Raw genomic sequence first — 24,521 nt, 5'->3', positions numbered from 1 at the left:
CTTGGCAATGGTGGCATTTTGGGGCGGGATAGTCCAGTTTAGCGATGATTTCCTTATGTGTTCCCGCCTCTTTATAATCCAAGATAGTGATATTAGGGTCTTTTATTTCGAGTAGGTTTGTGATAAAATCGAATTGTTCCATATGAGTCTTTCTAATGATGGTTTGCTTGCTTTTCATTATAGGTCATATGGGACTTTTTGATACTCAAAAGGCCCTATAATCTCTATGGTGGAGTTACCCACTACAGAAATTATAGAGCCTTTAAAAAGAGTAAAAAGGCTAGATAGGAGTGCGTAAATTCCTATTTAGCCTTGTTTTTGGATTTAGGAAACGTTAAGATAGTAGTGGTAGGATAAAGCTAATAAAAAGTTTGATATAATGATACTAAAATGTAAGGAGTACTAGTATGATTAAACTCTTGTTAGTAGAAGATGATATTAGCCTATCTCAGTCTGTTTATGAATTTTTAAAGGATTTTGCAGATGTTAAGCAAGTTTTTGATGGTGAAGAAGGATTATTTGAGGCTGAAACAGGCATATACGATTTGATTTTACTTGATTTAATGTTACCTGAAAGAAATGGTTATGACCTCTTAAAAAGTTTAAGAGATAAAGGGATTATGACACCTGTACTGATTATGACAGCAAAAGGTGATCTGTCGGATAAAGGACGTGGGTTTGAATTGGGAGCAGATGATTACCTCACTAAGCCATTTTATTTAGAGGAATTAAAGATGCGCATACAGGCTTTACTGAAGCGTTCAGGTAAATTTGTCACTAATACCTTGCAACTGGGCGATATCACCGTAAATTTATCAACTAACCATGTTAAATTGTCAAGTGGTGAAGAAATTGAACTACTAGGTAAAGAATTTGAATTGTTGGTTTATTTGCTCCAGAATCAAAATGTCATTTTGCCTAAGGCGCAGATTTTTGATCGTATCTGGGGTTTTGACAGTGATACAACCATATCTGTTGTAGAGGTTTATGTTTCCAAATTGCGTAAAAAATTAAAACATACTGATTTTGGAAAACATTTGCAAACATTAAGAAGTGTAGGATATCTTTTAAAATATGAAACGACTGATAGGTTATAAGAAAGAAAGACGTTTTTGGCATTTTTTACATTTTTTAGCAGTCTTTTCGGGCATTTTTCTTGTTATGACGGTGCTTATCTTTAAGATTATTTCGAGTGGCGCTTACGCCTCTGTCGATAAGGCATTACTAAGTGCTACTGAAAACAAGACCTTTTTTGTTAGAAAAAGTTTGTCTGTTCTAGCGATTGAACGTGAAATTGGACAAAGTATTCCCGTTACCTATGATTTAGATGGGCAGTTGCTAGCCAATACAGATGTCATGATTCATAATTATCGTGGTGAGTTATTGAATGAATTATCTCGATTTTCTGGCTTGCAGTACATGAGCTTTCACCCTGAAATCTTGGATACGATTATGTCACAAAAAGTTATTAATGTGAGTGGTCAAGAAGAAACTTATCGCATGATTACCACTCGAGTGTCTGATCCATTTTATCCTGAGGCGGCGTATCTCTCTATTGCAATTAACACGACACAATTAGAAGAAACTAATGCAAGAAATATTAGTATCATATCTGTAGTGATGTTCATTTTTTGGCTGATTTCTATTTTGGCAAGTCTTTATTTAGCTAACTGGAGTCGCAAACCAATTGAAGACAGTTACGAACGCCAAAAAACATTTGTTGAGAATGCGAGTCATGAATTAAGGACACCTTTAACTGTCTTACAAAATCGATTAGAATTGTTATTTCGCAAACCCAACACAACGATTTTAGAAAATAGTGAGCATATTGCATCAAGTCTTGAAGAAGTCAGAAATATGCGCTTGTTGACATCTCATTTATTAGAATTAGCTAGGAGGGATGATGGTATTAGTCTTTCAAATGAGACGATTATACCAGATTTTTTTGATGATCTGTTTGTTAATTACAAATTGATTGCAGAAGGCGAAGGCAGAGTCTTTGCTTACTTTAATCAGATTGAAGGAACACTAGTCAGCGATCCGTTGTTATTAAAGCAACTGATGACTATTTTATTTGATAACGCCGTAAAATACACAGATGACGATGGGACTATTACCTATACGGCAGCGTTATCAGATAAATTCTTGATATTAAGTGTTTCAGATAATGGTTTTGGCATTAGTCCGAAGGATAAAGAGAAGGTCTTTGATAGATTTTACCGTGTTGACAAGGCACGAACGCGACAAAGGGGTGGTTTTGGCTTAGGTCTTGCATTGGCTCAACAGATTGTGACCGCATTAAATGGGCAGATTAAGATAAAAGACAATGCTCCCAAAGGTACAATTTTCGAAGTTACAGTTAGAGTTAACTAGAACGTGAAGATAAGAATTCATAGATTTTTAGTACTAATTTTGGTTCGTCTATTTTTATAGCTTCTATCACTTATATTTTTAACAGACAGTTTTAATTTTAATGTAAAACGTCATAATACAATGCATAAGAGGTTGGAAACTATTATTCCAACCTCTTAGTAAATTTTGGAATAGTTACTTGAAATGATCATTTATAACCCTATTAGAATAAGGGTTTGATTAACTATTTCACTTTTTCGATAGTAGGAGGACAAGACTGATTTTTAAGATTTCTGATTTTTCCCTACTTGTGTTTTTTTAAAAAAGAAAAAAACCTCTTACGTGAGGTTTTTAAATTAGTTAGCTAATTTAGCAGCAAGACGCGCTTTATCGCGGTTAGCTTTGTTTTTATGAATCAAACCTTTTGATTCAGCTTTGTCGATGCTTGATGAAGCTGAACGGAAAAGTTCTTCAGTTGGGTTAGCTTCAAAAGCTTTGATAGCTGTACGCATCGCTGATTTTTGAGCTGAGTTCTTAGCGTTTTGTTTAACGTTAAGTTCAGCACGTTTAATCGCTGATTTAATATTTGCCAAAGTTTTCACCTCCATTTATCTTAACTATCATATTATATAGAAAATATTTTGTTTTGGCAAGACTTTATCACTTTTTCAGGTAAATTTCGTCAATTTTATGATTTTTAGACTTGTGAATGATGAGTTCAGCACGATTTCGAGTAGGCTCGATATAGTTTTCAAGGTTCACCAAATTGATTGTTTTCCAGATATTACGTGCAAATGTGAGGGCCTCCTCTCTAGGTTGTTGTGTAAATGTATAATAAAAGTTTTTAGGATCGTTTTTAGAGAGGTCTAATAAACTTGCGAAACGCTCTAAATACCATTGTTCGATATCTTGACTATCTGCATCAATATAGATTGAAAAATCAAAATAATCATTCATGTAAAGACGGTTATTCTGGGAATTTTGAAAGACATTAATACCTTCAACAATGAGAAAATCAGGTGCTACAATGGTTTGTTTTTTATCAGGAACAATATCATAAATTTCATGAGAATAGACTGGTATTTCTGATGATAGACCATTCTTCATATGGTCTAAAAAATTTAAGAGCAGTTCCATATCATAGCTTTCTGGGAAACCTTTTCTATCTAAAATCCCACGTTTAATCAATTCTTCATTAGGATATAAAAAACCATCAGTTGTCACCATATCGACAACGCTAGATTGGAAGGTACGATCAAGAAGTAATTGGAGAAGACGGCTAGTCGTTGATTTACCAACAGCAACGCTACCTGAAATGCCAATAATAAAAGGGCGATTCTCAGTATGCTTTTTCAAAAAAATACTCTTAGAAAACGAAAGGTTTTCTTGAGATTTCTTGTAAATTTCAATTAAACTAATCAAGGGTAGATAGATCTCTTTGACGTCTTGAATATCAATTTTATCATTTAAACTCTTGATGGAATTTAATTCTGCTTCAGTAAGTAAAGGTAGCGTGTCCTGTTTCAGTTTCTTCCAGCAGTCACGATTGATTTTTTCAAAATTAATAAGTTCATTTGACATAGATAATTCCTAAATCCAAAAAATATTCAATACAATATTGCCATTATAACATGAAAAATTCAATATAAACACAACTTATGTCGAAATATCAAAAAGAATTTGAAAACAGTTTCAATTTATGGTAAAATGAAGGCATAAACCAACAGAAAAGATAGGTAGTCAAAATGGCAAATATGTACTATACTGAAAATCCAGATAGTGCTCATGATATTCAAGAAATAAGGGTGACTCTGTTAGGAGAACCCTTTCGATTTGTAACAGATTCGGGTGTTTTCAGCAAAAAAATGGTTGATTTTGGCAGTCAAGTTCTGTTAAATAGCTTAGCATTTAAAGAGGGGGAAACCCTGTTGGATGTTGGTTGTGGCTATGGTCCTTTGGGCATTTCATTAGCTAAGGTTCAGGGGGTTTTATCAACAATGGTTGATATCAATAATCGTGCTTTAGATTTAGCAAGACAGAATGCTCTAATCAATCAAGTCGATGTAACTGTCTTCCAATCCAATATTTACGAACAGGTTGAGGGGACCTTCCACCATATTATCAGTAATCCCCCGATTCGAGCGGGGAAACAGGTTGTACATACCATTATAGAAGAAGCACCAGATTATCTTTACTCGGATGGCACATTTACAATTGTCATACAAAAAAAGCAGGGTGCACCAAGTGCTAAGGCTAAAATGGAAGATGTTTTTGGCAACGTTGATGTCTTGAAAAAAGACAAGGGCTATTATATTTTAAGAAGTGTGAAACAATGAGAACAGTAGATTTAATTCAAAAAAAACGTGATGGCAAAGAACTGACAACAGAAGAAATTAAATGGTTAATTGAAGGGTATACCTCAGGTGATGTTCCTGACTATCAAATGTCAGCTCTAGCAATGGCTATTTATTTTAAAGGGATGACCATGCGTGAAACACGTGATTTAACCATGTTCATGGTTGAATCAGGTGAGCAAATTGACCTTTCTTCAATTGCTGGTATAAAAACAGATAAGCACTCAACAGGTGGAGTTGGTGATAAAGTCACTTTAATCTTAGCTCCATTAGTTGCTAGTTTTGGTGTTCCTGTAGCTAAGATGAGTGGTCGAGGTTTAGGACATACCGGTGGTACTCTAGATAAATTAGAGTCTATCAAAGGCTATCAAATTGAAAGAAGTCAAGAAGATTTTATCAAGCAAGTCCAAGAGATTGGTTTATCGGTTATTGGTCAATCGGACAATATGGTTAAGGCAGATAAATTGCTCTATGCCCTAAGAGATGTGACAGCTACTGTTGATATTATTCCTCTCATCGCAAGTTCGGTCATGAGTAAAAAGATTGCTGCTGGCGCAGATAGTATACTTCTTGATGTGACAGTGGGGGACGGTGCCTTCATGAAGACGATTGAAGAAGCAGAGCAATTATCTGAGACTATGGTTGCTCTTGGTAAAGAGGTTGGACGACAAACGGTTGCAGTTATAACGGATATGAGTCAACCAGTGGGTCGTGCAATAGGAAACCGTTTAGAAGTTTTAGAAGCCATCGAAATCATGCAAGGCAAAGGGCGTGAAGATGTTAGTCATTTCATCTGTGAGTTAGCGCAGATTATGTTAGGATTAGCAGGTGTTGAGAAATCACTTGATCAGATTCATGACCATTTAGTCTCAGGGAAAGCTCTACATCAATTTGAAGAGATGATTGCCTACCAAGGCGGTGACCTTGAAGATCTGTATCGCCCATCTAGTGCTAGCTATATCACTGAAGTTATTTCAGATGAGAGTGGTTACATCACAGCTTTGCCAGCCTTAGAATTTGGACTGATGGCAATGCGATTGGGAGCAGGTCGTGCAGTTAAAGCAGATCCACTTGATTACGAAACAGGGATTGTCTTTGATAAAAAAGTTGGTGATGAGGTTAAAGTTGGTGATTGTTTAGCTCGTATTTATAGCAATCAAAAATTATCAGAAAACCTACTTACAGAATTCAAAAAAAATGTTAAAATAGAAAATGTAAGGGTTATCCCAAGAGAAATTATTAAAATTATTTCGTAAGATAGCAAAAGGAGTAAAACATGGGACTCAATAAATACATTGACCATACCTTGCTAAAACAAGATAGCAAGAAAGAACAGATTGAAGCTTTGATCGAAGAAGCTAAACGTTACAACTTTGCCAGTGTTTGTATCAATCCAACATGGATTAAGCTCGCTGCTGAACAATTAAAAGAATCAGAAGTCAAAGTATGTACGGTGATTGGTTTCCCTCTGGGTGCAAATAGCAGTCTTGTAAAAGCTTATGAGACTAAAGTGGCTATTGAGGACGGAGCAGACGAAGTGGATATGGTTATCAACATTGGTGCTTTGAAGTCAGGTGATTTCCAACTTGTTGAAGATGATATTCGAGCTGTTGTAGAAGCAAGTGGTGATAAGATTGTTAAAGTAATTATTGAGGCTTGTTTGTTAACTGATGACGAAAAAGTTAAAGCGTGTCAATTGGCAGTCAATGCAGGAGCTGATTTTGTTAAAACATCAACAGGTTTCTCAACTGGTGGGGCAACTGTGGCAGATGTTAAATTGATGAAAGAAACAGTTGGAGATAAAGCAGAAGTTAAGGCAGCCGGTGGTGCTCGTTCTCTTGCTGATGCTGAAGCTTTCATTGCGGCAGGTGCAACGCGTATTGGTACATCTGCTGGTGTAACAATTGTCGAAGGAAAAGTAGCTGATGGCGGATATTAATTTAGTTGACTTAGCGATTAAAGCTAGTGAACATGCGTATGTTCCTTATTCACATTTTCCGGTTGGTGCTGCATTAGTAACAAAGGATGGTAAGGTTTTTCAAGGTTGTAATATTGAAAATGCCAGTTTTGGATTAACCAATTGTGCTGAAAGAACAGCTATATTCAAGGCTGTTTCAGAAGGTTATCGTGATTTTCAAGAAATTGCAATATTCGGAAAAACCGAACAACCAGTTTCTCCCTGTGGCGCTTGTCGTCAGGTTATGGTAGAATTTTTTGAGCAAGATGCTAAGGTTATCTTGATTTCTAAAAATGGTCAGACGGTCGAGATGACGGTCGCGGAATTACTTCCATATTCCTTTACAGATTTGACCTAATCTGTGTTAACTATAGCAACAGTCGTTGCAAAAATTTTTAGGAGGGTTCATTTATCATGAACAAAAAACTTATTGGCGTTGGTTTAGCTTCTGTAGCAGCTCTTGGACTTGCTGCATGTGGAAATCGCGGTGCTTCTAAGCCTGCTGAAGGAGAAGACACAGCAGCACTTAAAGTAGCTATGGTTACAGATACTGGTGGGGTTGATGATAAATCATTTAACCAATCAGCTTGGGAAGGATTACAAGCTTGGGGTGAAGCTAACAAACTTGAAAAAGGTAAAGGCTTTGATTATTTCCAATCAACAAATGAGTCTGAATATGCAACTAACCTCGATCAAGCTGCAAGCAGTGGCTACAAATTGATTTTTGGTATTGGTTTTGCCCTTCGTGATGCTGTTGATAAAGCAGCTGGTGATAATACTGAGGCAAACTACGTTATCATTGACGATGTTATTGAGGGTAAAGATAACGTTGCAAGTGTTACATTTGCTGACCATGAAGCAGCATATCTTGCTGGTGTTGCTGCAGCGAAATCAACAAAAACGAAGAAAATTGGTTTCATCGGTGGTATGGAAGGAACAGTTATCACACGCTTTGAAGAAGGGTTCAAGGCTGGGGTTAAATCTGTAGATGATACAATCGAAGTTCAAGTAGACTACGCTGGTTCATTTGGTGATGCTGCTAAAGGTAAAACAATTGCTGCTGCTCAATATGCTGCAGGTGCCGATATTATTTATCAAGCAGCTGGTGGTACCGGAGCAGGTGTCTTCAACGAAGCGAAATCAATCAACGAAACACGTGATGAAGCTGATAAAGTTTGGGTAATTGGTGTTGACCGTGATCAGAAAGATGAAGGTAACTACACTTCTAAAGATGGTAAAGAGTCAAACTTTGTTCTTGTCTCTTCACTTAAAGAAGTTGGTAAAGCACTTGAGTTGATTTCTACAGGAACAGCTGAAGGTAAATTCCCAGGTGGTACTATCACAACTTACGGTCTTAAAGATGGTGGTGTTGATTTAGCTATCACAAACCTATCTGATGAAGCAGCAGCAGCTGTTAAAGAAGCAAAAGAAAAAATTATCGCTGGTGATGTAAAAGTTCCAGAAACAAAATAAAATGATTTGTTAACTAGCGACCTTTGTCGGTCGCTTTTTAACAGTTGAGATATGATTTATATCTCAGCAAAACCTATCAGATGTGGTAGGCTTTGCTGAACTATAAAAGTCAGATTGAAAGGAAAACTTCCATGGCCCAAAATGTCATTGAAATGAGAGAAATTACCAAAAAATTTGGTGATTTTGTTGCCAATGACCGTATCAATTTAACGGTTGAAAAAGGTGAAATTCATGCCCTATTAGGTGAAAATGGTGCAGGTAAATCAACCTTGATGAATATGTTGGCAGGATTATTAGAACCTACCAGTGGTGAAATTGCTATCAATGGTCAAACGGTTTCGATTGACTCCCCTTCTAAATCTGCTAAATTAGGTATTGGAATGGTGCATCAGCATTTCATGTTGGTTGAGGCATTTACAGTAGCAGAAAATATTATTTTGGGAAATGAAACAGTTAAAAACGGTGTTTTAGATCTCAAAAAAGCCAGTCAAGAGATAAAAGAGCTTTCTGAACGCTATGGTCTAGCTATTGATCCGTCAGCAAAAATCTCTGATATTTCGGTTGGCGCACAACAACGTGTTGAGATTTTGAAAACCTTGTATCGTGGAGCAGATATTCTCATATTTGATGAGCCTACTGCCGTTCTGACACCTGCAGAGATTACGGAATTGATGCAGATTATGAAAAATTTGATTCAAGAAGGCAAATCTATTATTTTAATCACGCATAAGTTGGACGAAATTAGAGCAGTAGCTGATCGTGTAACGGTCATCCGTCGTGGTAAGAGTATTGAAACAGTTCCTGTAGCTGGTGCAACAGCAGAAGACTTAGCAGAGATGATGGTTGGTCGTTCGGTGTCCTTCAAGACAGAGAAACAACCTCCAAATCCGAAAGATGTTGTCTTATCAATAAAGGACTTGGTTGTTAATGAGAATCGTGGTGTCCCAGCCGTTAAAAATCTATCACTCGATGTTCGTGGTGGTGAAATTGTTGGTATAGCAGGTATTGATGGCAATGGTCAGAGTGAGCTCATTCAAGCGATTACTGGTCTGCGTAAGATTAAATCTGGTACGGTCACGATTAAAGGTGTTGATGTTACTAACTTTAGTTCACGTAAGATCACTGAGTTGAGTGTCGGACATGTTCCAGAAGATAGACATCGTGATGGTCTTGTATTAAATATGACCTTGGCAGAGAATATGGCTTTGCAAACTTACTATAAAGAGCCTTTAAGTAAAAATGGTGTTCTTAATTATCAGAATATCAATGCTTATGCTCGTCAATTGATGGCTGAATTTGATGTGCGCGGTGCTAACGAATTAGTACCATCCAAAGGTTTTTCTGGAGGAAATCAGCAGAAGGCGATTATTGCCCGTGAAGTTGATCGCAATCCAGATCTCCTAATTGTTAGTCAGCCAACTCGCGGATTAGACGTTGGTGCGATTGAATACATCCATAAACGTTTAATTGAAGAACGTGACAAAGGGAAGGCTGTCTTAGTCGTTAGTTTTGAATTAGATGAAATTCTTAATCTTTCAGATAGAATTGCTGTTATCCATGATGGCAAGATTCAAGGTATTGTACTTCCAGAAGAAACCAATAAACAAGAACTCGGTATTCTTATGGCTGGTGGTTCAATTGACAAAGGAGGTAACTAATGTCTAAGAAAACACAGCAAATTGCTGTCCCTTTAATAGCGGTTTTCCTGGGACTTATCCTTGGGGCCATTGTAATGTTTATTTTTGGCTATGACCCTATTTGGGGTTATGAAGGCCTATTTGGCACTGCATTTGGTAGTGTTAAAAATTTAGGTGAAATTTTTAGGGCGATGGGGCCACTTGTCTTGATCGGTCTTGGTTTTACTGTTGCTAGTCGTGCGGGATTCTTTAATGTTGGTTTACCAGGTCAAGCCTATGCGGGATGGATTGCGGCAGGTTGGTTCGCATTAGAACACCCTGAAATGCCTAGACCTTTATTGATTGTGGTTACCGTGCTTATTGCGATGATTGCAGGTGGTATTGCTGGAGCGATTCCAGGCTTCTTACGTGCCTATTTAGGAACTAGTGAAGTTATCGTAACAATCATGATGAACTATATTATCTTGTACGCAGGAAATGCAATCATTCATCATGCTTTCTCAGATGAAGTTATGCGTAGTGTAGATTCTAGTATTCAGGTTAGTGCAAATGCTACTTATCGTACACCTTGGTTATCTGCCTTGACAGACAATTCCCGTATGAATATTGGTATCTTCTTTGCTATTATTGCGATTGTTGTGATTTGGTTCTTGTTAAACAAAACAACACTTGGTTTTGAAATTCGCTCAGTTGGACTAAATAAATACGCTAGTGAGTATGCAGGTATGTCATCTAAACGGACAATTATTTTATCTATGGTGATTTCAGGAGCTCTTGCTGGTCTTGGGGGCGTTGTAGAAGGACTTGGTACTTTTGAAAATGTCTTCGTACAAGCAAGCTCACTATCTATTGGTTTTGATGGTATGGCAGTTAGTTTGTTGGCTGCCAACAACCCAATCGGTATTTTCTTTGCTGCCTTGTTATTTGGAATTTTGACTGTTGGGGCACCAGGTATGAATGTTGCAGGTATTCCACCTGAAGTAGTTAAAGTTGTAACTGCGTCTATCATATTCTTTATCGGAGTATCTTACATTATCGAGCATGTTATCAAACCACGTCAAGCGTCTAAGAAAGGAGGCCAATAATCATGTCATTAGATGTCGTCACAATTCTATCATTGTTGGTTTCATCAATGTTGATTTATGCCACACCATTAATATTTACAAGTATTGGCGGTACTTTCTCTGAGAGATCTGGTATGGTTAACATCGGTCTGGAAGGTATTATGGTTATGGGGGCATTTTCGGGTATTGTTTTCAATCTAGAATTTGCTGAAACTCTTGGTAAGGCAACACCTTGGATTGCTGTTTTAGTTGGTGGAGTAGTAGGTTTATTGTTTTCTTTAATCCATGCAGTAGCTACTGTTAATTTTCGTGCAGACCATGTTGTTAGTGGAACAGTACTTAACCTATTAGCACCAGCCTTATCAATTTTCCTTGTTAAAGCTTTTTATGGTAAGGGACAGACAGATAACATTCAACAATCATTTGGTAAATTTGATTTCCCTATCTTGTCGGATATTCCAGTTATTGGCGATATTTTCTTTAAAAATACTGCTTTGGTTGGCTATATCGCTGTTTTATTCTCATTTGTAGCTTGGTATATCCTTTACAAAACACGTTTTGGCTTACGCTTGAGATCAGTTGGTGAACACCCACAAGCTGCGGATACACTTGGTATCAATGTTTACCAAATGAGATACTTTGGAATCATGATATCTGGTTTTTTAGGTGGTATTGGCGGAGCTATTTATGCCCAACTCATTTCAGTTAACTTCGCAGCAACGACCATTTTAGGACCTGGCTTTATTGCTCTTGCTGCAATGATTTTTGGTAAATGGAACCCAATTGGTGCTATGTTAGCCAGTCTCTTCTTTGGTATTTCTCAAAGTTTAGCTGTTATTGGTAGCCAACTTCCTTTATTATCAAAAATACCAACAGTATATCTTCAAATGGCACCTTATGCTTTAACCGTTGTTGTATTAGCTGTATTCTTTGGGCAAGCAGTGGGACCAAAAGCAAATGGTCAAAATTATATTAAGTCTAAATAATATTAAGAACACCTCTAGGCTTTGCTAGGGTGTTTTTAGTATGGGCAAGTTCGTGAAATATTTCTTTATAAGTCGTTCATCTTGTAAGCGTTTGTTATATATGGTATAATAGAGTAGTAAATTATTACATATTTAGTGAAAAGAGGAATTGATATAATGAGTAAAATCGTTGTTGTTGGTGCAAACCATGCAGGTACATCTGCTATTAACACCATTTTAAATAACTATGGTTCAGAAAACGAAGTTGTTGTGTTCGACCAAAACTCTAACATCTCATTCTTAGGATGTGGTATGGCGCTTTGGATCGGTAAACAAATCTCAGGACCAGAAGGACTTTTCTATTCTGATAAAGAGAAACTTGAAGCAGCTGGTGCAAAAGTTTATATGGAATCTCCAGTTGAATCTATCGACTACGATAAAAAAGAAGTAACAGCAATTGTTAACGGCCAAAAACACGTTGAAAGCTATGATAAATTGATTTTGGCTACTGGTTCACAACCAATCTTGCCACCAATCAAAGGAGCTGAAATTCAAGAAGGTTCACGTGAATTCAAGGCAACTCTTGAAAATCTTCAATTTGTTAAATTGTATCAAAACTCAGCTGAAGTGATTGAAAAACTTAACAACCCAGATATTAAGCGTGTTGCCGTTGTTGGTGCTGGTTATATTGGTGTTGAGCTTGCAGAAGCTTTCGAGCGTTTGAATAAAGAAGTTATTCTTGTTGATATTGCTGAAACATCACTTGGTGGATACTACGATCCTGAATTTACTGATTTGATGAACAAAAACCTTGAAGACCATGGTATTAAATTAGCATTTGGTCAAACGGTAACAGCAGTAGAAGGAAATGGTAAAGTAGAACGTCTTGTAACTGATAAAGAGACATTTGATGTTGACATGGTTATCCTTGCTGTTGGATTCCGTCCAAATACTGCTCTTGGTGATGGCAAACTTGAACTCTTCCGTAACGGTGCTTTCCTTGTTAACAAAAAAGGTGAAACAAGCATGAAAGACGTTTACGCTATCGGAGATTGTGCAACAGTTTACGATAACTCACTTCAAGATACTAATTACATTGCTCTTGCTTCAAATGCTGTTCGTACAGCTATTGTTGCGGCACATAATGTGTGTGGTACAGAACTTGAAACAGCTGGTGTGCAAGGTTCAAACGGTATTTCAATCTATGACCTCAAGATGGTATCAACTGGTTTGACACTTGAGAAAGCAAAACGCTTTGGATACAATGCCGTTGCAACTGATTTCTCTGATCTCCAAAAACCAGAATTCATGGAGCATGATAACCATGAAGTAAAACTTCGTATCGTTTATGACAAAGATACTCGAGTTGTTTTAGGTGCTCAAATGGCTTCTAAAGAAGATATCTCAATGGGTATGCACATGTTCTCATTAGCTATTCAAGAACAAGTGACTATCGAGAAATTAGCTTTGCTTGATATTCTCTTCTTGCCACACTTCAATAAGCCATACAACTACATTACAATGGCAGCTTTAACAGCTAAAGACTAATACCTTTAAAAGCAAACTTCAAATGAGGTTTGCTTTTTATGTGTCTAATGGGAGAGCTGATCAGTTTTTAAAACAGCATTTTAGCTTAATTTTACAAATTGGGAACATTCCTAATTATGCTGATGTGAAGAAGATTGTAAGCTTATGAATAATAAAAACTTCTAGACGCTTATCTAGAAGTTTTTATAGTGCTAGTTATAATATTAGTTTTTTGATGCAGAAGCAAACTCTTCTTTTGCAAATGCTTCTTCAATAATATCTTTTAATTGTTTTGCTGAAGCTTGCATTTTTTGGAGTTCAGCATCGTTAAGGGGAATATTGACTGGACGAACGACACCATGTGCTCCAACAATGGCAGGTTGTCCAATAAAGACATCTTCAACTCCGTCATATTGTCCGTTTTGGAAGACAGATAATGGCAAAACTGCTTTTTCATCGTCAAGAATAGCTTTAGTAATACGAGCTAATGCTACGGCGATACCATAGTAGGTAGCACCTTTTTTGTTGATGATAGAGTAAGCCGCATCACGAACTGAGATAAAGAGATCAACAAGACCTTGCTCATCAATATCACGGTTATATTGTAACCATTCATACAATTTTACCCCGGCTACATTGGCATGTGACCAGACAGCAAACTCTGAGTCTCCGTGTTCACCCATGATATAAGCGTGGACTGAACGCGCATCAATACCAATTTTATCTGCAAGTGCCTGACGGAAACGTGCTGAGTCTAAAGAAGTTCCTGAACCAATAACGCGTTCTTTAGGGAATCCAGAGAATTTCCATGTAGAGTATGTTAACACATCAACGGGGTTAGCAGCAACTAAGAAAATACCATTGAAACCAGAAGCAACAATTTGTGAAACCACTTCTTTGTTGATACGAAGATTTTTTTCGACCAAATCAAGACGAGTCTCACCTGGTTTTTGAGGTGCACCAGCTGTCAACACAACAAGGTCTGCATCATGTGCGTCAGAGTAATCAGCAGCATAGATTTTTTTAGGTGATGTAAAAGCAAGAGCGTGGCTTAAATCCTCAGCATCACCTTGTGTTTTTTCTTTGAAAATATCAATAATACCAAGTTCTTGTGCGATACCTTGTGTAACAAGAGCAAAAGCGTAAGAAGAACCTACTGCACCATCACCGACAAGGATTACTTTTTTATGTTGTTTAGTTAATGACATGTTCTAAACTTCTCCTTTAATTTTTTAGGGAGTATTCCCCACACAGCTATATTTTAGCATGTTACATTGAAAATGTCACGGTTAAATAGAAAAAAATGAAAATTGTTTACAGACAACGCTTACAAAAGTGAAAAAAGCTACTTTTTATGCTATAATAAAGGGAGTTATATCATGAAAGAGGCACGGAATGCAGGACAGAAATTTAGTTGATGTAAATCTGACAACTGAGATGAAAACGAGTTTCATCGATTATGCCATGAGTGTTATTGTGGCACGCGCATTGCCAGATGTTAGAGATGGGTTAAAGCCTGTACATCGCCGTATTTTATATGGGATGAATGAACTGGGTGTAACACCAGATAAGCCACATAAAAAATCAGCCCGTATCACAGGTGATGTTATGGGTAAATACCATCCTCATGGTGATTCATCTATTTATGAAGCCATGGTTCGTATGGCGCAGTGGTGGAGCTATCGCTACATGCTCGTTGATGGCCATGGTAACTTTGGCTCGATGGATGGTGATGGTGCAGCCGCTCAGCGTTACACAGAAGCTCGAATGAGTAAAATTGCACTAGAGATGCTTCGTGACATCAATAAAAATACTGTTGATTTTGCGGATAACTATGATGGTAGTGAACGTGAACCTCTTGTGTTGCCTGCTCGCTTCCCGAACCTTTTGGTGAATGGGGCAACGGGTATTGCTGTAGGTATGGCGACTAATATTCCTCCCCATAATTTGGGTGAAACCATTGACGCTGTTAAGTTGGTGATGGATAATCCTGACGTGACGACACGTGTTCTCATGGAAGTTTTACCAGGTCCAGATTTCCCGACTGGTGCTATGGTCATGGGCAAATCAGGGATACACAAGGCTTATGAAACAGGAAAAGGCTCTATTGTACTTCGATCTCGAACTGAGATTGAGACGACATCATCTGGTCGTGAACGAATCGTCGTAACAGAATTTCCTTACATGGTCAACAAAACCAAGGTGCATGAGCATATTGTCAAGTTGGCACAGGAAAAACGAATTGATGGTATAACAGCCGTCCGTGATGAATCCAATCGTGAGGGTGTTCGTTTTGTCATTGAAGTTCGTCGTGATGCTAGTGCCAGCGTTATCTTAAATAACTTGTTTAAGCTGACAAGCTTGCAAACTAATTTCAGTTTTAATATGTTGGCGATTGAACAAGGCGTACCTAAAATATTGTCGCTCCGCCAGATATTAGATAATTATATCGCCCATCAAAAAGAGGTTATTGTCAGACGTACTGAATTTGACAAGGCAAAGGCTGAAAATCGCGCTCATATTTTAGAAGGTTTGCTCATTGCACTAGACCATATTGACGAAGTCATTCGTATCATTCGTGCTAGTGAGACCGATGAAGCGGCTCAAAAGGAATTGATGGCGAAGTTTGACCTGTCAGAGCGTCAAAGTCAAGCGATTTTGGATATGCGTCTCCGTCGTTTGACAGGATTGGAACGTGATAAAATCCAATCAGAGTATGACGAGTTATTAGCTTTGATTGCTGATTTAACCGATATTCTTGCCAAGCCGGAACGAGTTGTAGCGATTATCAAGGAAGAATTGGATGAGGTTAAGCGTAAGTATAATGACGACCGTCGGACAGAATTGATGGTGGGTGAAGTCTTGTCCATTGAAGATGAAGACCTTATCGAAGAGTCTGATGTGCTTATCACACTTTCTAATAAAGGTTACATCAAGCGTTTAGCCCAAGACGAATTTAGAGCTCAGAAGCGTGGTGGTCGTGGTGTTCAAGGGATTGGAGTTAATGAAGATGATTTTGTCCGTGAACTCTTATCCATGAACACACATGATTATCTGTACTTCTTTACCAATATGGGACGCGTTTATCGTTTGAAAGGGTATGAAGTTCCTGAGTATGGCCGATCTGCTAAAGGACTACCAGTAGTTAATCTATTGAAACTTGATGAAGGAGAAAGTATCCAGACCTTGATTCGTATGGATAGGCAGCTGGATAACGATAAGTACCTCTTCTTTACGACACGTTATGGCGTGGTGAAGCGAACATCGGTTGCTGAATTTGCCAATATCCGTCAAAATGGTCTGAAAGCTCTCAATCTACGTGACGGAGATGCTTTGATTAACGTTCTCCTAACCGATGGTCAAGAAGACATAATCATTGGGACACGATTTGGTTACTCGGTACGTTTTCCAGAGGAATCTGTACGTAGTATGAGCCGTAGTGCCACAGGTGTTAATGGTGTCAAACTCCGTGAGGGCGATAGTGTCGTAGGCGCTGCACGTATCACTGATGATCAAGAAGTGCTTATCATCACTGAAAAAGGTTATGGTAAGCGTACGAGTGCTAGTGAGTATCCAACGAAGGGTAGAGCTACAAAAGGCATCAAGACTGCTAATATCACAGAGAAGAATGGTTACTTGGCAGGTCTAGTAACTGTCTCTGGAGATGAGGATATCATGATTATTACGGATACAGGTGTTATTATCAGGACAACTATCATGACTATCTCACAAACAGGTCGATCTACTCAAGGCGTGAAAGTCATGAGATTAGATGACAATGCTAAAATTGTAACCTTTACAATGGTTGCACCAGAAGATGAAGAAGAGGAATAATATGTCTCGTAAGCTGAAAAATAGCTTAAGAATCAGTTTAATGGTTCTTTTGATGATTATCGGTATAGCTTTAATTTTTAATAGATCTATCCGAAATAGTATCATTGCTAATAATTCAAACAAATATCAAGTCGTAAATGTTAGTAAGGATAAATTAGAGGAAAATAAAACAGTTGAAACAACTTTTGATTTTGAACAAGTTGAATCAGTAAGTACGGAAAGTGTTTTAAAAGCACAGATGGACGCACAAGAGTTACCAGTTATTGGTGGTATTGCTATTCCTGAGTTAGGTATTAACTTACCGATTTTCAAGGGAATGGGAAATACAGAGCTGTTTTATGGTGCTGGTACCATGAAACCAGAACAGGAAATGGGAAAAGGTAACTATGCTCTAGCTAGCCATCATATGTTTGGCACACTAGGTGCTTCACAAATGCTCTTTTCGCCTTTAGAACGTGCTGAAAATGGGATGATAATCTACTTGACTGATAAAGACAAAGTGTATAGCTATGTGATCGATAATGTGTTTACGGTCACACCAGAGCATGTTGAGGTTATTGATGATGTTCCAGGTAAAACACAAGTGACGTTGGTGACTTGTGATGACTTTGAGGCTACAGGGCGTATCATTGTTCACGCAACGTTTAAGGAAGAATTTTCATTTGATAAATCTTCTAAAGAAGTTGTTGACGCCTTCAGTATGACTTATAATCAAGTCAATATCTAAGAAAAAGCTGTCTTTCAGAGTGAAATTCTGTAAGACAGCTTTTTATAATTCTTATGTTAGTTATGTTCGATATATGAGATAAGGCTTTCGACGTCCGTAGTTGGTAATATTCTAACTCTTTTTAAGGTTAGTAATCCATCTGATCTAGAAGCTATTCCTTCATTAGTCGTTAGACCTAGTTTATAAAATTGTTCTGAAATCGTAAGCGTACTATCATTATAGCGTCCTGATGGGTAGGTGATAGCGATACTTATTTGGTCTAACTGGTTATCAAGGTACTGTTTAGATTGCTCTAGTTGGTAGTATTGACTTTGAACGTCTGTTTGTGATAAATCAGGATGAGTAACGGTATGGCTTTCAAAGCTCATGCCGTTGGATTTCATTTCTTTTATTTGTTCTAAGGTTAGGTGACCAATCTGAGCATTTTCTGTAAAGCCAGTGATAACATTATTAGTCGCTTTAACCTCATACTGTTTCATGATAGGATAAGCAATTTGATAGAAATCCCATAGGCTATCATCAAAAGTTAACCAAACAACTTTATCACTCGGAAGACTGTTTTCTGTCAAGGCTCTATACGCTTCATCCGGAGTTAAAAAGTAATAACCAGCTTCTTTGAGCCCTTTGATGTGGCTTTCAAAAACCTCTGGGGCGACGATTAGGTTGGCATTAGGTGCTTCTTCTGGGCCCATGTGATGAATGGCATGATACATCAAAATAGGAATTTTAACGGGTGTATCCTGAGGTTGCCAATCAGTGTTATTATCGTCTATATTGGTTGAAACAGTAGGTGGTGTTTCTTTTTGACTTGTTTTTTTCATCACGCTTTTTGTAATTGTCTGTTCTGGCTTTAAAATCTGTTTGATTGGTTTATAGACAAAATAAGACAATACTGGAAGAAGTAACACGAGAATGATAATAAGTGGCCTTAGGTGTTTTTTAGAATATTTACTGGTTCGTGATTGCATATGCTACGATATCCTCCTTGATTACTACTAGCCATTATAACACGTTTAAGGGGTGTTTTTAACTCCTTTTTACTGTATTTGAAGAAATGTTATACGTGAGGTAAGATGATGACAGCAAAGATTCCCTTGTTAAGTTTTAAGAAAGTTGCTAGTGAGGTGTCCTTTTACTGAAGGAGACTGTGGAGAAAAACTTGACAGTGATAACATTACTGATTACCATTTCAAAAATAGTAGTTTTAATTCAAATAGATAAGGAGCGGTTACTTGTTGAAGGTCATGATTATGAGTTTGTGGTGTCTATTGAGGATAGCTTGTCAGAGGTCAGTATTTCTATTGTTTCTGCCTTGTTTGATGAGACAGACAAATCCTGCTGAAATGTATATCAAGTGAGCATTAAAGACCGATAACCATATAGTATCAGCTAATAAGGAGTTCTAGGATGAGAGCCTTTAACCTGATCAGAGCAAAATGGTGTTTCGTTTTATTATGAAGGAACAGTTGATGACTGGATCTAAGATTTTGTCGAACAAAGAGATACCCTAGTTAGTTAACATTATAGAAATATTATCATGTCAATTTCTATGAAATCACGATTTTTTATCGACATCTTTTCTTTTTTTGTTCGTTAAAAAGTGGTATACTGATAAAAAAACAAGTGGAGGTTTAGGATGAAGCATTCTCGTTGGCATGATTTAATCAAAAAAGAGTTGCCTGATGGTTACTATGCACAGATTAATCAATTTATGGATAAGGTTTACGCTCAAGCAAGGATTTATCCGCCTAGAGATAAGGTTTTTAATGCCATTCAAACGACTGATTTAGGTGATGTCAAAGTTGTGATATTAGGTCAAGATCCTTATCATGGCCCTAATCAAGCCCAAGGACTATCTTTTTCTGTTCCTAATCATATCCCTGCACCACCATCGCTTCAAAATATTTTAAAAGAATTGTCAGACGATATTGGTGTCAAGGCTAACCATGATTTAACAGCTTGGGCAGAACAAGGCGTGCTGTTGCTTAATGCTTGTCTCACCGTTCCAGAACATCAGCCCAATGGTCATGCTAATCTGATTTGGGAGCCTTTCACAGATGCCATCATTAAGGTTGTCAATCAGAAAGATAGCCCAGTTGTCTTTATTCTATGGGGCGGCTATGCTAGAAAGAAAAAGGGACTTATTACTAATCCTAGACACCTCATTATTGAAAGTGCCCACCCAAGTCCCTTATCGGCTTATCGAGGTTTCTTTGGTAGCAAGCCTTTTTCACAGGCGAATGCTTTCTTGAAACAGCATCGATTAGAAGAGATTAACTGGTTAGCTTAAAAAAGGGGAGGATAAAATGTTATTGATAACGAATGGTCGAGTGATTGATCCAAAATCCAATCGTGATGAGGTACTAGACGTTTTAGTAGTTGATGGTCAGATTAAGAAGATTGCCCCTCAGTTAATAGCAGAAGGAGCTCGAGTCATTGATGCTAAAGGTCTAGTTGTTGCACCAGGATTAGTAGATATTCATGTCCATTTTAGAGAACCTGGTCAGACACACAAAGAAGATATTCATACAGGCGCAAAAGCAGCTGCCGCAGGAGGTATCACAACGGTTGTGATGATGGCAAATACTAGCCCAGCCATTTCAACACCAGAGTTGGTTCAAGAAGTATTACAGTCTGCACAAAAAGAAGACATTAATATTCATACCGTTGCGACCATTACTAAGGATTTTGATGGAAAGACGTTGACAGATTTTAAGGGGATACTTGAAGCTGGTGCAATAGGGTTTTCAGATGATGGTATTCCTTTGACAGATAGTAATGTTCTAAAAAATGCCTTAGATTTAGCAAGAGAAAATGATTGCCTCATTAGTCTCCATGAGGAAGATCCAAAATTAAATGGTGTTCTTGGGTTAAACGAACATATTGCTCAATCACATTTTCATGTCTGTGGTGCAACAGGTGTTGCCGAATATAGCATGATTGCCCGTGATGTCATGATTGCATATGATCGTCAAGCTAGACTGCATATTCAGCATTTGTCAAAAGCAGAGAGTGTTAAGGTCGTCGCATTTGCTCAACAATTAGGTGCACAAATTACAGCAGAAGTGACTCCACAACATTTTTCTAAAACAGAAGAGCTTTTGCTCGAAAAAGGTGCTAATGCTAAAATGAATCCGCCTTTGAGATTAGAAAGGGATCGCCAAGCTATTATCGATGGTTTGAAAACAGGTGTTATCACTGTTATTGCTACCGACCATGCTCCTCATCATCCTAGTGAAAAAATGACAAAAGACATTACCAAAGCCCCATCTGGAATGACAGGACTTGAAATATCACTATCGTTAGGTTTAACGCATTTAGTAGCAACAGGAGAACTGACTTTAAGCGAGTTACTCGCTAAGATGACATATCATCCAGCAGAATTATATAGCCTTAATGCTGGTTATTTAGCTGAGGGAGGTCCAGCCGATATCGTTATTTTTGATCCTACAATTGAACGACTTATTTCATCAGATTTTCAATCCAAGTCAATCAATTCACCATTCATCGGAGAAAGATTAAAAGGAAAGATTCATTATACGATTTGTCGTGGGGAAATCATCTATTCTAATCAGAAATAGTCGTTTTTTAGTTCATTTATCATTATTGTTAACTAATATTATTTGTTTTTTATCTTTTTCGTGAACATTTTTCAAAAAAAGGTTCAAAAACATAAGGATAACTGTTATAATATGAGTGTAACATTAAATTAAATCTTTGGAGGAAAAGATGAAAAAGAAATCCTTAGTGATTCCAGCTCTTTCGAGCTTACTCTTGTCAACAGCTATTTTAGCAAGTACAACGGCTTATGCAGAAGAAACTACAGAGCCAGCTGTTGTTACATCTAACACGGGTGCAGAGCCGACAACATCCAACGCTGTTTCAACTGAGACAACAGTCAGCAATGATGTAACTGGTGAAGAATTACCGGTTTTTGATAAAGATGTTGTGATTTTACATACGAATGACATCCACGGTCGTATCGAAGAAAATGCTAAAGCCAGAACTCCTGTTATTGGCTTAGCTAAACTAGATGGTGTTGTCAAGGAAGAAAAAGCTAAGACTGATCAACTAACCTTATTGTTAGATGCAGGAGATGCCTTCCAAGGTTTGCCAATTTCTAATAGCAGTAAAGGTCTTGACATGTTGGAAATCATGAATAACATGGACTTTGATGCGATGGCAGTGGGTAACCATGAATTTGACTTCGATTTAACAACTGTTAATACTTATAAAGAAAAACTTAAATTCCCATTACTAAGTGTCAACACTTATGTTAATAATGTTCGCTTGTTTGAAGCAAGTACAATCATTGATAAGGATAAGACTGTTAAAGGAGATGAATTTGTTGTTATCGGTGTTACAACACCTGAAACTTATACAAAAACACACCCTAAAAATGTGGTAGGTGTAGAATTCAGAGATCCAATTACAGAAGTCAACAACGCTATAGCAGAGATTGAAGCCAAAGCTAAAGCAGAGAATGTTGTCTATAATAACTATGTTATTTTAGCTCATATGGGTATTGATGCAACAACACCTGAAGAATGGAAAGGTAGCACATTAGCCAAAGCTTTAGATGCCAACCCACTATTAGCAGATAAGAAAGTGATTTTAATTGACGGTCACTCTCACACAGTTCATACAGATAAATTTGGTCACGTCGTCTATAATCAAACAGGAAGTTACCTTGAAAACATCGGTAAAATTAGATTATCAAAAGACGGAGTAATTGATGCTCAAAACCTTAGCTATAAAGATGTTAAGGATGTTATTCCAACTGAGAAAATCAGTAAGATGGTAGCAAATGTTAAAGCTAAATTTGATGCCGATAATGCTGTCGTTGTGATTGAAAACAATCCAGTTAAGCTAGAAGGTAATAGAAATCACGTTCGTGTTCGCGAAACCAACCTAGGTAATGCAATTGCAGATTCTCTTTATGAATATGGGCAAACAGGATTTTCACATAAAACGGATATCGCTGTCACAAACGGTGGAGGTATTCGTGAAACGATTAAAGAAAATGCCCCAGTAACAAAAGGTGATATCATTGCTGTATTGCCGTTTGGTAATATTATTTCTCAAATCCAATTAACTGGTCAACAAGTTAAAGAGATGTTTATGAAATCATTCTCTTCACCCCTACAATTAAACAAAGAAACAGGGAAAACAGTTCTTGATGAGAGAGGTTTGCCACTCTTGGAACCAAACGGTCCATTCTTACATACAGCTGGTGTTAAAGTATTTTACGATACGACCAAAGATGCAAATGAGCGTGTGCTGTCTATTCAAGTATTGAATAAAGAAACAGGACAATATGAGCCCCTAGATCTTGAAAAAACTTACTATCTTGCAACTAATGACTTCCTTGCAGCAGGCGGCGATGGGTACAAGATGTTGAATGGCGCGCGTGAAGAAGGTCCGTCAATGGACGAAGTCTTTGCTGAATATCTCAAAAAGGTTGATTTATTGACTTATAAGGAAATCAATCCAAACAAACGTTTAGTAGCCATCAATGAAAAAGATTATAAGGCTCTTTACCCTAAACAGCAGGGAGATGTAAAACATGTAGAGGTTTCTAAAAATCCTCCAACATACGAATTACCAACATATGTGTTCCCACAACCAGAGGGTATCTTGTTAGAAGAACCTAAGGAAGTGGCAACTCCAGAAATGAAGGAAGAGAAAAAAGTAATGCCATTGTCAACGGCTAGTGTATCTAGTGCTTCTCAAGCTAAAGCTACACTTCCTAAGACAGGAGATGTAGGTAGTGTCTTTGCAGTAATTGGTGGCTTATTCAGCTTTATTGGTGCAGGATTTATCACTAAATCTAAAAAAGATTAAACGATTCCATATTAAAAAGGTTGCTTTAAACAACCTTTTTAATATGTCTTCAATTGCCTTTTACACAAATGACAAGTGACTAGCACAAAAATCGAAAGATTAATGCTTGACTTAACGGGGCTTTTGTTTGGTTAGATTTAACCCAAAAGGAACGAGATTTTCCTTCTTTTGTCGGATTCGGTCAATATTTTCCTTGTGTCTTAGAATAATAATCATTGCTAAGGTTAATACGATAAGCGTGAATAACCAATCAAAGCCGTGAATTAGGACATCGATTTGTGGAAAAAGAAAAACTCCGATAATAGCTAAGAAAGCTGAACTGATACTTGAAAAGGAGATCATACTGAACAGATATAGGCTGATCAAGAACCAACTTACCAGAAAAATCAGGAAACTCGGAGCAAAGCCCAATAAAACACCAGCGCTTGTTGCAACTGCCTTACCACCTTTAAATTGCGCGAAAATAGGAAAAGTATGGCCAATAACAGCAAATAAGCCAATGACAATGGGTGAGACCGTTGTAACCCCAAGCCAAATTGGTAAAACCGTTGCTAATGTCCCTTTTAAACTATCAACAATAAGCGTTATGATGCCAGCCTTGACACCTAAAATACGGAAGGTATTTGTGGTTCCAGTGTTACCACTACCGTATTCTCTTAAATTTTTGCCATAGATATATTTGCCAATCCAAAGTCCGGTTGGTATAGAACCGAGCAGGTAGGCTACTAAAAATAAACCCAATATTATCATGCCCTTATTATAGCATATTTTATAGATAATGATACTA

The 24,521-nt window shown here is 37.5% G+C and carries 22 protein-coding genes and 1 pseudogene; 17 read left to right on the top strand and 6 right to left on the bottom strand.

The genetic code is table 11. The features are described 5' to 3' along the window. Positions 1-142: pseudogene (locus ACVRZH_RS03030) on the bottom strand (ISL3 family transposase); the annotation flags it as partial. A 265-nt stretch (positions 143-407) separates the two neighbouring features. Here ACVRZH_RS03030 and ACVRZH_RS03025 point away from each other — a divergent pair. Continuing rightward, positions 408-1,097, top strand: a complete 690-nt coding sequence (locus ACVRZH_RS03025) for a response regulator transcription factor (protein ID WP_447453850.1) — start codon at positions 408-410, stop codon at positions 1,095-1,097. Beyond that, on the top strand, positions 1,075-2,373 hold the full coding sequence (locus ACVRZH_RS03020; protein ID WP_447453849.1) for a sensor histidine kinase: 1,299 nt from the start codon (positions 1,075-1,077) through the stop codon (positions 2,371-2,373). The genes ACVRZH_RS03025 and ACVRZH_RS03020 overlap by 23 nt, the downstream gene beginning before the upstream one ends. A gap of 335 nt (positions 2,374-2,708) precedes the next feature. On the opposite strand, the gene rpsT is transcribed toward ACVRZH_RS03020, so the two are convergent. Beyond that, positions 2,709-2,960, bottom strand: a complete 252-nt coding sequence (gene rpsT, locus ACVRZH_RS03015) for a 30S ribosomal protein S20 (protein ID WP_447453848.1) — start codon at positions 2,958-2,960, stop codon at positions 2,709-2,711. Positions 2,961-3,012: 52 nt separating this feature from the next. Beyond that, positions 3,013-3,933 (bottom strand): type I pantothenate kinase, encoded by a 921-nt coding sequence (gene coaA, locus ACVRZH_RS03010; protein ID WP_447453847.1) that lies wholly within the window; start codon positions 3,931-3,933, stop codon positions 3,013-3,015. A 164-nt stretch (positions 3,934-4,097) separates the two neighbouring features. Between coaA and ACVRZH_RS03005 the strand changes: the two genes are divergently transcribed. The 9 genes from ACVRZH_RS03005 to nox all read left to right on the top strand — a co-directional run bounded on the left by ACVRZH_RS03005 (position 4,098) and on the right by nox (position 13,350). After that, entirely contained in the window at positions 4,098-4,688 is a 591-nt protein-coding gene (locus ACVRZH_RS03005) for a class I SAM-dependent methyltransferase (RefSeq protein ID WP_447453846.1), read from the top strand. Next, on the top strand, positions 4,685-5,962 hold the full coding sequence (locus ACVRZH_RS03000) for a pyrimidine-nucleoside phosphorylase (RefSeq protein WP_447453845.1): 1,278 nt from the start codon (positions 4,685-4,687) through the stop codon (positions 5,960-5,962). The genes ACVRZH_RS03005 and ACVRZH_RS03000 overlap by 4 nt, the downstream gene beginning before the upstream one ends. 20 nt (positions 5,963-5,982) lie before the next feature. After that, positions 5,983-6,645, top strand: a complete 663-nt coding sequence (deoC, locus tag ACVRZH_RS02995) for a deoxyribose-phosphate aldolase (protein WP_447453844.1) — start codon at positions 5,983-5,985, stop codon at positions 6,643-6,645. Further along, on the top strand, positions 6,632-7,021 hold the full coding sequence (locus ACVRZH_RS02990; RefSeq protein WP_447453843.1) for a cytidine deaminase: 390 nt from the start codon (positions 6,632-6,634) through the stop codon (positions 7,019-7,021). Before deoC ends, ACVRZH_RS02990 begins: the two co-directional genes overlap by 14 nt. Positions 7,022-7,077: 56 nt before the next feature. After that, a complete protein-coding gene (locus ACVRZH_RS02985; RefSeq protein WP_447453842.1) occupies positions 7,078-8,136 on the top strand; it encodes a BMP family lipoprotein in 1,059 nt (352 codons plus the stop codon). A gap of 131 nt (positions 8,137-8,267) precedes the next feature. Continuing rightward, positions 8,268-9,794: an ABC transporter ATP-binding protein gene (locus ACVRZH_RS02980; RefSeq protein ID WP_447453841.1), complete on the top strand. Its 1,527-nt coding sequence runs from the start codon at positions 8,268-8,270 to the stop codon at positions 9,792-9,794. Then, positions 9,794-10,858 (top strand): ABC transporter permease, encoded by a 1,065-nt coding sequence (locus tag ACVRZH_RS02975; protein WP_447453840.1) that lies wholly within the window; start codon positions 9,794-9,796, stop codon positions 10,856-10,858. The genes ACVRZH_RS02980 and ACVRZH_RS02975 overlap by 1 nt, the downstream gene beginning before the upstream one ends. A gap of 2 nt (positions 10,859-10,860) precedes the next feature. Further along, on the top strand, positions 10,861-11,823 hold the full coding sequence (locus tag ACVRZH_RS02970; RefSeq protein WP_447453839.1) for an ABC transporter permease: 963 nt from the start codon (positions 10,861-10,863) through the stop codon (positions 11,821-11,823). Between the two features lie 156 nt (positions 11,824-11,979). Next, the gene (gene nox, locus ACVRZH_RS02965; RefSeq protein WP_447453838.1) at positions 11,980-13,350 is read left to right on the top strand and encodes a H2O-forming NADH oxidase; all 1,371 of its coding nucleotides are present in this window, start codon (positions 11,980-11,982) and stop codon (positions 13,348-13,350) included. A 203-nt stretch (positions 13,351-13,553) separates the two neighbouring features. Here nox and ACVRZH_RS02960 read toward each other — a convergent pair whose 3' ends face one another. Beyond that, complete coding sequence (locus ACVRZH_RS02960; protein ID WP_447453837.1) at positions 13,554-14,537, bottom strand: L-lactate dehydrogenase; 984 nt, start codon at positions 14,535-14,537, stop codon at positions 13,554-13,556. 187 nt (positions 14,538-14,724) lie between these two features. Here ACVRZH_RS02960 and gyrA point away from each other — a divergent pair, with 187 nt between their 5' ends. Then, positions 14,725-17,163, top strand: coding sequence for a DNA gyrase subunit A (gene gyrA, locus ACVRZH_RS02955; protein ID WP_447453836.1), 2,439 nt, complete (start codon positions 14,725-14,727; stop codon positions 17,161-17,163). Beyond that, positions 17,147-17,890 (top strand): class A sortase, encoded by a 744-nt coding sequence (locus tag ACVRZH_RS02950; RefSeq protein WP_447453835.1) that lies wholly within the window; start codon positions 17,147-17,149, stop codon positions 17,888-17,890. Before gyrA ends, ACVRZH_RS02950 begins: the two co-directional genes overlap by 17 nt. Before the next feature lie 56 nt (positions 17,891-17,946). On the opposite strand, the gene ACVRZH_RS02945 is transcribed toward ACVRZH_RS02950, so the two are convergent. Further along, positions 17,947-18,858 carry a polysaccharide deacetylase family protein gene (locus ACVRZH_RS02945; protein ID WP_447453834.1) on the bottom strand — a complete coding sequence of 304 codons (912 nt, stop codon included), beginning with the start codon at positions 18,856-18,858 and terminating at the stop codon, positions 17,947-17,949. A gap of 191 nt (positions 18,859-19,049) precedes the next feature. On the opposite strand from ACVRZH_RS02945, the gene ACVRZH_RS02940 reads away from it, so the two are divergent. The 4 genes from ACVRZH_RS02940 to ACVRZH_RS02925 all read left to right on the top strand — a co-directional run bounded on the left by ACVRZH_RS02940 (position 19,050) and on the right by ACVRZH_RS02925 (position 23,734). Then, complete coding sequence (locus ACVRZH_RS02940) at positions 19,050-19,232, top strand: hypothetical protein (protein WP_447453833.1); 183 nt, start codon at positions 19,050-19,052, stop codon at positions 19,230-19,232. Positions 19,233-19,526: 294 nt separating this feature from the next. Next, positions 19,527-20,180: a uracil-DNA glycosylase gene (locus ACVRZH_RS02935; protein ID WP_447453832.1), complete on the top strand. Its 654-nt coding sequence runs from the start codon at positions 19,527-19,529 to the stop codon at positions 20,178-20,180. A gap of 16 nt (positions 20,181-20,196) precedes the next feature. Further along, positions 20,197-21,471 carry a dihydroorotase gene (locus ACVRZH_RS02930; RefSeq protein WP_447453831.1) on the top strand — a complete coding sequence of 425 codons (1,275 nt, stop codon included), beginning with the start codon at positions 20,197-20,199 and terminating at the stop codon, positions 21,469-21,471. A gap of 148 nt (positions 21,472-21,619) precedes the next feature. Then, positions 21,620-23,734 (top strand): 5'-nucleotidase C-terminal domain-containing protein, encoded by a 2,115-nt coding sequence (locus ACVRZH_RS02925; protein ID WP_447453830.1) that lies wholly within the window; start codon positions 21,620-21,622, stop codon positions 23,732-23,734. A 111-nt stretch (positions 23,735-23,845) separates the two neighbouring features. Here ACVRZH_RS02925 and plsY read toward each other — a convergent pair whose 3' ends face one another. After that, positions 23,846-24,484 (bottom strand): glycerol-3-phosphate 1-O-acyltransferase PlsY, encoded by a 639-nt coding sequence (plsY, locus tag ACVRZH_RS02920; protein ID WP_447453829.1) that lies wholly within the window; start codon positions 24,482-24,484, stop codon positions 23,846-23,848. Between the last annotated feature and the right edge of the window lie 37 nt (positions 24,485-24,521).

The sequence above is a fragment of the Streptococcus fryi genome, from assembly GCF_053206505.1.
This window is presented reverse-complemented; position numbering and strand designations above follow the sequence as displayed.